Consider the following 9393-nt stretch of genomic DNA (forward strand, 5'->3'; position numbering starts at 1 on the left):
AAATCCACAATTGCTAGCCCTCTTCGAATTGCGTTTGAAGCAATACAAAGAACTTATTGAGTAGTCAACAATTGCAAATCTGAAATTTCTATAAGAAAAAATATCAAATATGCGATTTTCTAAAATAAGCTAATTTTCGTGTTATACTATCCTTGTAAAACATTTGAAGCAAATCCTAGGTCGCAGAAGTGGTTTACAAGAAGAAAACGATTGAAGGAGTATAAAAGATGTTAAATTTACAATTTGCAGAAACGATGGAATTGACAGAAGCTGAGTTGGAGAAGATTTACGGTGGAGATCTTGTGTATGTTGGCAATATCCCAAGCGGTGCATGGGGAGGGTTCGGGACACCTTGGTCAATCACTAATTTCTGGGAGAAAAATTTTAACCATGATTCTTCCACTGTTAATCGTCGTCGTTGATATTTAAAGCCCTTGCTTTTGTTTGGGTTAGGGCTTTTTTTATTTTATAGTATAGGAGAAAATAGAATGAAAAAGATAATCTCACGCTACTACTTTATTATAGCTATTCTACTAGTTGTTGCTGACCAGTTCTTCATTCGTTTGCTTTTACATAGCGATCTTGCTGCTGGTTTATCCGACTTTGCCTATTATTTGTCGGATATGCTGTTAAATTTTCTTGTGGTTCTGCTTGCTTTTATTGTTATGGTTTGGTCAGGGAAATGGCAGAAAATTAACAGTAGAAAATTTAAAGGTTCCTATCTTTTCTATTCCTTCCTAGCTCTTCTTGCTTTTGTTGTTTGGAATTTCGTCACCTTTTTTCTTTTTCCGCCTACCAAAAATGCAATTTCTTATCAACTGGATGTTCCTACTTTTACAGGAGCTACAGCATTTTTGATGTATTTTTTCTATCCTGTGATTGCAGGTCCCATTTTTGAAGAGATGATTTATCGTGGATTAGTGATGACAGCTCTGGAAAAAGGAAAGAAGTGGGGACTAGATGTGCTTGGCTCAGCTATATTATTTGGAATCTTACACATTAGTGGCCATGGTTGGGTCTTAACAGACTTTTTTGTATATATGGGTGGTGGTCTCATATTTGCAGTCTTGTTTAGAGTGACAAAGTCTATTTATTGGCCTATTGGGCTGCATATAGTCTACAATGGCATTGGTCAGATTTTGATGTTACTGTAATTTTGGTTGTTAGTAGTATCGCAGTCTATCCTTGGGGAAAGCTTCCCATTTGAATTTAAAAAGGAGTTGTGATGAAAGTATTTCTTCAAAATAGAAATTTTAGGCAATTAACCATCAACCAGTGGATTTCAACGGTTGGGGATACGATTTTTTATCTGGCTTTTTTGAATTATGTGGCAGATGCGTCTTTTGCCCCTTTGGCGATTTTACTTATCACGATTTCAGAAACCCTTCCTCAAGTTCTGCAAATCTTTCTGGGAGTTTTGGCGGATTTTCAACATCATCGTGTCCTAAAATATACAATGATTAGTTTTGCAAAATTTTTGCTTTACTCTATCGTTTCTTTATCACTTTCAGGGCAGTCCTTTTCCTTGTTATTAGTAGCATTTATTTGTCTGATTAACCTCTTATCTGACACATTGAGTTATTTTTCAGGCGCCATGCTCACTCCGATTTTCATTAGAATTATTGGGCAAGACCATCTGGCAGAAGCTATTGGATTTAAACAGTCAACTGTTAGTTTAGTGAAAACAATCAGTAATATTCTAGGAGGAGTCTTACTAGGTATTCTATCTATCCAGTCTATTTCCTTACTGAATGCTCTGACCTTTTTAATCGCATTTTTAGGTATTCTTTTCATAAAAACAGACCTCTTGAAAGTAGAAAAAACGATTAGCTATCAAGAAGGACTCTCTGTAAAATCCTTTTGCCAGCATCTGCTCCAATCATCAAAATTGATATGGAATATGAATAAGGTGCTCTTGGTTTTGTTTATTATCTCTATTAGTCAAGCAGTGATAAATGTTACAGTTCCTGTTTCTACTCTGTTTTTGAGGAATCAGCCCTTTTTGAATTTACAAACAGGTCAATCTCTTGCCTTGTTATCCACCCTTGAATTGTCAGCCCTTATTGTCGGAAGCCTTGTGAGTGGCTATCTGAAGAATACAATCTCCATAAAACTAGCCCTATATGCCTCGCTTATTATCCAATTACTCCTTTTAGTTGGCTTTGTGGCAGTTCGTTTTGACTGGATTCTTATCTTTAGTGCCTTGGATGCCTTTTTCGCAGGTATCCTCTCTCCTCGATTACAGGAACTCATTTTTAAACAAATACCTGAGGAGTCAATGGGAGCAGTTCAATCCTCTATCGGTGCCATTACAGTTGTTTTACCTAGCTTATTTACAATAGCTTTGGTAACCATTGCTACTAGCTTTGGAACTCTGGCAGTTAGCTTTGTTTTATTGCTATTTCTTCTAGCTGCCTTTATCATACTCTTGAATATCCGTGAAAACATTTAGCGAAGAATGTGTATATTATATGTTTGAGACTGGATTCCAGTCTGTTTATGATGGCTACAATCAGCAGACTGTTAAATTTTTGAGAAAGTTGCTTGACATTTCAGACCAATCGGTTTATAATCAAAAAATGTAGAGATAAATACATGAGAAAAGAAGAAAAAACAAGACTACGAAGAGAGAAAATCATTACCGCTGCTTTGTTTGAATTTGCTACAAAAGGCTATCAAGGTTTTGTCATCAATGAACTTTGTAAAGTGGATGGTATTTCCAAAGGAGTTTTGTATCATAATTTTTCAGGGAAATCAGACCTCTATCTAACTTGTTTTTAGGAGAGTTTTGAGAAAGCTTTGGCAGTGTTTCTGGGGGTGGAAGGTCAAGTGCCCTCCTTAGCTGATTATATGGAAAGACGTCACCAATTTTATCAGCAATACCCAGAACATAGCCACATTTTCTTTGAGGCAATGATTGCGACACCAGAAGAATTGGAAGCAGACATTGCACCACAGAAAGCTATCTTTTTGGACTTGAATGAACAAGTTTGTCAAAAACTTATATCAGAATCCAAAAGCTATCTTTTTGGACTTGAATGAACAAGTTTGTCAAAAACTTATATCAGAATCCAAACTGAAAGAGCATATTGATGAGAAACGAGCTATGGACTATCTGCGATTGATTCAGGATGTGTTTCGTTCCTATTATTTAACTGTTTCGTCAGATAGCAGTTTGCCTGACTTGGTTTCAGGATATGAACATCAATTATCACAGGTTTTGGATATGATGATTTATGGAATACTAGAGGAAGATTCCTCTAAAAAAGGAGAAAAATAATGTCGAAAATTTGGAAATGGTTGTTACTAATTGCGGGTATTTTTGCAGTTTTTGTAGGTTTTAATATGTTTGCACATCCTCTTATTAGCTTGGCTTCCATGACTTTCTGGTTTGCACTTGTATTTGCAGTTCAAGGGATTTCTGAGATTGTACAATACTTCAAATCAGAAGAAAAGCATGGCTGGAATTTATTTGGAGGAATTGTTACCCTCATCCTCGCTCTTACCTTGTTCTCAGGTAGCTTTATTGAAATGGTAACATTTGTACCATTTATCATTTCTTTATGGGCCTTGACAAATGGTATTACAAAAACTATCGTTGGTTTCAAGGTTCGTAAGACGGATAAATCGGTAGGTACCCCTCTAGTTTGGATGGGGATTTTAGGAATCGTAGCAGGTTTAATCATGATGGGACACCCATTGATGACCGGTCTCTATATTAGTTACACCATTGCCTTTGTCTTTATTTATCAAGGTATTGTGGCAATTGTTCAATTCTTCAAGATTAAATAAGAATAAAATGGAGTCTGTCTGATTACAATCAGCAGACTTTTTTCTCTTTCCTGAATGTGTTATAATAGTCCATGCTATGGCTGGAGCCTTTTCAGCCTACTTATACTCTTCGAAAATCTCTTCAAACTGCGTTAGCTTCTATCTGCAACCTCAAAACAATGTTTTGAGCAACCTGTGGCCAGCTTTCTAGTTTGCTCTTTGATTTTCATTGAGTATTATTAAGACAATATGAGGAGAAAGATGAAAGAAAAAGGATTTTGGGAGGGGGCGCAGGCGGCCATGCCAACGGCCCTTGGTTATGTCAGTATTGGCTTGGCCTGTGGGATTATTGGTGCGCCCTATGTGACACCTGTTGAGATGGGCTTGATGAGCCTCTTTGTTTATGCTGGGAGTGCCCAGTTTGCCATGTTGGCACTGATTGCGGTTCAAGCACCTGTGGCAGCTATTGCTATGACGGTCTTTTTGATTAATTTGCGTCTCTTTTTGTTGAGTTTGCATGCGTCAACCTATTTCCGTCATACCAGTCTCTGGCAAAATATCGGTATGTCTAGTCTCTTGACGGATGAGACTTATGGCGTTTTGATGGGCGAGTTAGCCCATACAGACAAGGTCAATCCGATGTGGATGCACGGAAACAATCTCAACAGCTATGTGGCTTGGTTTGTGGGAACAGTTGTCGGAACGGCTCTGGGTGGTCTGCTGCCAAATCCAGAAATCTTTGGCTTGGATTTTGCCCTGGTTGGGATGTTCATTGGAATTTTTGCTTCGCAATTCCAGATTATGCAAAGACGGATTCCTGTCCGCAATCTGCTCATTATCCTAGCAGTTGTTGCGGTGTCCTTCTTTTTACTCTTAACAGTGGTGTCTCAGTCGCTAGCTGTTCTGTTTGCGACCTTGCTAGGTTGTACAATGGGGGTGGTTTTAGATGGTCAGTAAGTATCTTTTATTAGCAGTTATTTTCTCTGGCTTGGTGACTTGGATTCCCCGTATGATTCCCTTCATCTTGGTCAAGTATAAGGGCTTGCCTGCAATCGTTGAGCGTTTTTTGAAATTCTTGCCTGTTTCTATTATCTTTGCCTTGATTCTTTCAAGCGTAGTGACAGGCAAGGTTGGGAGTCTTCCTCAAATCAAATGGCTGGACTTCTTAGCAGTCTTTCCAACGGCTTGGGTAGCCTTTCGCTACCGCAATCTAGTTGGAACAGTTCTCTTTGGAGTGGTCTTAACTGCAGTCTTGCGTTTGGTCTTTTAATACTCTTCGAAAATCAAATTCAAACCACGTCAGCGTCGCCTTACCGTACTCAAGTACAGCTTGTGGCTAGCTTCCTAGTTTGCTCTTTGATTTTCATTGAGTATAAATTAGCCATAAAGAAAACCTATCACAGAGATAGATATCATATAATGGCGGAAATGCTCTTTTTCTGTTAAGATTATAAGGTATTCTATTTTGGAGGAAATGACATGAAAAAAATCGTTAAATACTCATCTCTTGCTGCCTTAGGCCTTGTTGCTGCAGGTGTTTTAGCAGCTTGTTCAGGTGGTGCTAAGAAAGAAGGAGAAGCAGCTAGCAAGAAAGAAATTATCGTTGCAACCAATGGCTCACCAAAACCATTTATCTATGAAGAAAATGGTGAATTGACTGGTTACGAGATTGAAGTCGTTCGCGCTATCTTTAAAGATTCTGACAAATATGATGTCAAGTTTGAAAAGACAGAATGGTCAGGTGTCTTTGCTGGTCTTGACGCTGACCGTTACAATATGGCTGTCAACAATCTTAGCTACACTAAAGAACGTGCGGAGAAATACCTATATGCCGCACCAATTGCCCAAAACCCTAATGTCCTTGTAGTGAAGAAAGATGACTCTAGTATCAAGTCTCTCGCTGATATCGGTGGAAAATCGACAGAGATTGTTCAAGCTACTACATCAGCTAAACAGTTGGAAGAATATAACAAACAACACGCAGATAACCCAACTATCCTGAACTATACTAAGGCAGATTTCCAACAAATTATGGGACGTTTGAGTGATGGACAATTTGACTATAAAATTTTTGATAAAATCGGTGTTGAAACAGTCATCAAGAACCAAGGTTTGGACAACTTGAAAGTTATCGAACTTCCAAGCGACCAACAACCTTACGTTTACCCACTTCTTGCCAAAGGTCAAGATGAGTTGAAAACATTTGTAGACAAACGTATCCAAGAACTCTACAAAGATGGAACTCTTGAAAAGTTGTCTAAACAATTCTTTGGAGACACTTACCTACCAGCAGAAGCTGATATTAAATAATTTTTTGAAATCATCCATTCTGAATCAGGTGGGTGATTTCTCAATTTTTAAGTATATAGTTTTAAACTATATATCTGATTATCTAATAACAATTTGTGAAATCAAACAAATTGTGAGATACTAGTACGGTATTATTTTTAAGGAGAAAGAATCATGAAAATTAAAAAATGGCTTGGTGTAGCAGCCCTTGCTACAGTCGCAGGTTTGGCTCTTGCAGCTTGCGGAAACTCAGAAAAGAAAGCAGACAATGCAACAACTATCAAAATCGCAACTGTTAACCGTAGCGGTTCTGAAGAAGCTCGTTGGGATAAAGTTCAAGAATTAGTTAAAAAAGACGGTATTACTTTGGAATTTACAGAGTTCACAGACTACTCACAACCAAACAAGGCAACTGCTGATGGCGAAGTAGATTTGAACGCTTTCCAACACTATAACTTCTTGAACAACTGGAACAAAGAAAACGGAAAAGACCTTGTAGCGATTGCAGATACTTACATCTCTCCAATCCGTCTTTACTCAGGTTTGAATGGAAGTGACAACAAGTACACTAAAGTAGAAGACATCCCAGCAAACGGAGAAATCGCTGTACCAAACGACGCTACAAACGAAAGTCGTGCACTTTACTTGCTTCAATCAGCTGGCTTGATTAAATTGGATGTTTCTGGAACTGCTCTTGCAACAGTTGCCAACATCAAAGAAAATCCAAAGAACTTGAAAATCACTGAATTGGACGCTAGCCAAACAGCTCGTTCATTGTCATCAGTTGACGCTGCCGTTGTAAACAATACCTTCGTTACAGAAGCAAAATTGGACTACAAGAAAGCACTTTTCAAAGAACAAGCTGATGAAAACTCAAAACAATGGTACAACATCATCGTTGCGAAAAAAGATTGGGAAACATCACCTAAGGCTGATGCTATCAAGAAAGTGATCGCAGCTTACCACACAGATGACGTGAAAAAAGTTATCGAAGAAACATCAGACGGTTTGGATCAACCAGTTTGGTAATAAGAAACAGGGAGGTGGGAGAGAAAATTCCACCTCTTGCTTTTGTATAGAGCATGGATTGTAAAGAAGACTATAGGTTCATAGAAAGGTAGAGAGAATATGGTTTTTCCTAGCGAACAAGAACAGATTGAAAAATTTGAAAAGGATCATGTGGCCCAGCATTATTTTGAGGTTTTGCGTACCTTGATTTCTAAGAAGTCGGTCTTTGCCCAACAGGTGGGGCTCAAAGAAGTTGCTAACTATCTGGGTGAGATTTTCAAACGTGTTGGGGCTGAAGTGGAGATTGATGAGACTTATACGGCTCCCTTTGTCATGGCGCATTTCAAGAGTTCGCGTCCAGATGCTAAGACTCTGATTTTCTATAACCACTATGACACTGTGCCAGCGGATGGGGATCAGATCTGGACAGAGGATCCCTTTACTCTTTCAGTGCGCAATGGCTTCATGTATGGGCGTGGGGTTGATGACGACAAGGGTCATATCACAGCTCGTTTGAGTGCTTTGAGAAAATACATGCAGCACCATGATGATTTGCCTGTCAATATCAGTTTTATCATGGAGGGAGCGGAGGAATCGGCTTCAACAGACCTAGATAAGTATCTAGAAAAGCATGCGGATAAACTCCGTGGTGCAGATTTGTTGGTCTGGGAACAAGGGACCAAGAATGCCTTGGAGCAGTTAGAAATTTCTGGTGGAAATAAGGGGATTGTGACCTTTGATGCCAAGGTAAAAAGTGCGGATGTGGATATCCACTCTAGTTATGGAGGAGTTGTGGAATCAGCTCCTTGGTATCTCCTTCAAGCCCTACAGTCTCTTCGTGCCGCAGATGGCCGTATCTTGGTTGAAGGTTTGTACGAAGAAGTTCAAGAGCCAAATGAACGTGAATTGGCCTTAGTGGATACCTATGCCCAACGAAATCCAGGGGAAATCAGCCAGATTTATGGTTTGGAATTGCCTCTCTTACAAGAGGACCGCGCAGCCTTTCTAAAACGTTTCTTTTTTGAACCTGCTCTCAATATCGAAGGGATTCAGTCAGGTTATCAAGGACAAGGGGTTAAAACGATTTTGCCAGCAGAAGCCAGTGCTAAGCTAGAGGTTCGTTTGGTTCCTGGTCTAGAACCGCATGATGTTCTGGAAAAAATTCGGAAACAGCTAGACAAAAATGGTTTTGATAAGGTAGAATTATACTATACCTTGGGAGAGATGAGTTATCGAAGCGATATGAGCGCGCCAGCCATTCTCAATGTGATTGAGTTGGCCAAGAAATTCTATCCACAGGGCGTTTCAGTCTTGCCAACTACAGCTGGAACAGGGCCTATGCATACGGTATTTGACGCCCTAGAGGTACCAATGGTGGCCTTCGGTCTAGGAAATGCTAATAGTCGAGACCACGGTGGGGATGAAAATGTGCGAATCGCCGATTATTACACCCATATTGAATTAGTAGAGGAGCTGATTAGAAGCTATGAGTAGAGATATTATCAAGTTAGATCAGATCGATGTGACTTTTCACCAAAAGAAGAGAACCATCACAGCGGTCAAGGATGTGACCATTCACATCCAAGAAGGGGATATCTACGGAATCGTTGGATATTCTGGAGCAGGGAAATCAACCCTTGTACGGGTGATTAATCTCTTGCAAAAACCATCTGCAGGGAAAATTACCATTGATGACGATGTGATTTTTGATGGCAAGGTGACCTTGACGGCCGAGCAGTTGCGTCGTAAACGTCAAGATATTGGAATGATTTTCCAGCATTTTAACCTGATGAGCCAAAAGACAGCAGAGGAGAATGTAGCCTTTGCCCTTAAACACTCTGGACTCAGCAAGGAAGAAAAGAAGGCTAAAGTAGCCAAGTTATTGGACTTGGTTGGCTTGGCAGACCGTGCTGAAAACTACCCTTCACAACTATCTGGAGGGCAAAAACAGCGTGTGGCCATTGCGCGTGCCTTGGCAAATGATCCAAAAATCTTGATTTCAGATGAGTCAACTTCTGCCCTTGATCCTAAGACAACCAAGCAGATTTTGGCCTTGTTGCAAGATTTGAACCAAAAATTAGGCTTGACGGTTGTCTTGATTACGCATGAAATGCAGATTGTCAAAGACATTGCCAATCGTGTGGCAGTCATGCAGGATGGGCATTTGATTGAAGAGGGCAGCGTCCTTGAAATCTTCTCAGATCCTAAACAGCCTTTGACTCAAGACTTTATCTCAACAGCCACAGGAATTGATGAAGCTATGGTCAAAATTGAGAAGCAAGAAATCATACAACATTCACCCGAAAACAGCCCCCCAATACAACC

At 39.7% G+C, this 9393-nt stretch carries 13 protein-coding genes; all 13 read left to right on the forward strand.

The annotated features are described in order from the left end of the window. Positions 1-227: 227 nt before the first annotated feature. The gene (locus ACLNCN_RS01355; RefSeq protein ID WP_064276773.1) at positions 228-422 is read left to right on the forward strand and encodes a peptide pheromone VP1; all 195 of its coding nucleotides are present in this window, start codon (positions 228-230) and stop codon (positions 420-422) included. 66 nt (positions 423-488) lie between these two features. Further along, on the forward strand, positions 489-1154 hold the full coding sequence (locus ACLNCN_RS01360; protein ID WP_049486768.1) for a CPBP family intramembrane glutamic endopeptidase: 666 nt from the start codon (positions 489-491) through the stop codon (positions 1152-1154). A 71-nt stretch (positions 1155-1225) separates the two neighbouring features. Continuing rightward, positions 1226-2452 carry an MFS transporter gene (locus ACLNCN_RS01365; RefSeq protein ID WP_004254988.1) on the forward strand — a complete coding sequence of 409 codons (1227 nt, stop codon included), beginning with the start codon at positions 1226-1228 and terminating at the stop codon, positions 2450-2452. Between the two features lie 143 nt (positions 2453-2595). Continuing rightward, a complete protein-coding gene (locus ACLNCN_RS01370; RefSeq protein ID WP_414367863.1) occupies positions 2596-2781 on the forward strand; it encodes a TetR/AcrR family transcriptional regulator in 186 nt (61 codons plus the stop codon). Between the two features lie 69 nt (positions 2782-2850). After that, positions 2851-3042: a hypothetical protein gene (locus ACLNCN_RS01375; RefSeq protein WP_424844474.1), complete on the forward strand. Its 192-nt coding sequence runs from the start codon at positions 2851-2853 to the stop codon at positions 3040-3042. Then, positions 3035-3280 (forward strand): hypothetical protein, encoded by a 246-nt coding sequence (locus ACLNCN_RS01380; RefSeq protein ID WP_424844475.1) that lies wholly within the window; start codon positions 3035-3037, stop codon positions 3278-3280. Before ACLNCN_RS01375 ends, ACLNCN_RS01380 begins: the two co-directional genes overlap by 8 nt. Beyond that, a complete protein-coding gene (locus ACLNCN_RS01385) occupies positions 3280-3792 on the forward strand; it encodes an HdeD family acid-resistance protein (protein WP_000036821.1) in 513 nt (170 codons plus the stop codon). The genes ACLNCN_RS01380 and ACLNCN_RS01385 overlap by 1 nt, the downstream gene beginning before the upstream one ends. A 240-nt stretch (positions 3793-4032) precedes the next feature. After that, positions 4033-4728: an AzlC family ABC transporter permease gene (locus tag ACLNCN_RS01390; protein ID WP_000659743.1), complete on the forward strand. Its 696-nt coding sequence runs from the start codon at positions 4033-4035 to the stop codon at positions 4726-4728. Further along, positions 4718-5041 (forward strand): AzlD domain-containing protein, encoded by a 324-nt coding sequence (locus ACLNCN_RS01395; RefSeq protein ID WP_000253937.1) that lies wholly within the window; start codon positions 4718-4720, stop codon positions 5039-5041. The genes ACLNCN_RS01390 and ACLNCN_RS01395 overlap by 11 nt, the downstream gene beginning before the upstream one ends. Positions 5042-5250: 209 nt before the next feature. Next, entirely contained in the window at positions 5251-6081 is an 831-nt protein-coding gene (locus tag ACLNCN_RS01400) for an amino acid ABC transporter substrate-binding protein (RefSeq protein ID WP_414367869.1), read from the forward strand. A gap of 153 nt (positions 6082-6234) precedes the next feature. Then, positions 6235-7089, forward strand: coding sequence for a MetQ/NlpA family ABC transporter substrate-binding protein (locus tag ACLNCN_RS01405; protein ID WP_023948487.1), 855 nt, complete (start codon positions 6235-6237; stop codon positions 7087-7089). A 99-nt stretch (positions 7090-7188) separates the two neighbouring features. Next, positions 7189-8562, forward strand: coding sequence for a M20 family metallopeptidase (locus ACLNCN_RS01410; protein ID WP_060627390.1), 1374 nt, complete (start codon positions 7189-7191; stop codon positions 8560-8562). Next, positions 8555-9393, forward strand: an 839-nt coding sequence (locus ACLNCN_RS01415; RefSeq protein ID WP_424844476.1) for a methionine ABC transporter ATP-binding protein, incomplete at its 3' end; no start/stop codon positions are given. The genes ACLNCN_RS01410 and ACLNCN_RS01415, both read left to right, overlap by 8 nt.

This window comes from Streptococcus sp. CL8.13 (assembly GCF_049737895.1).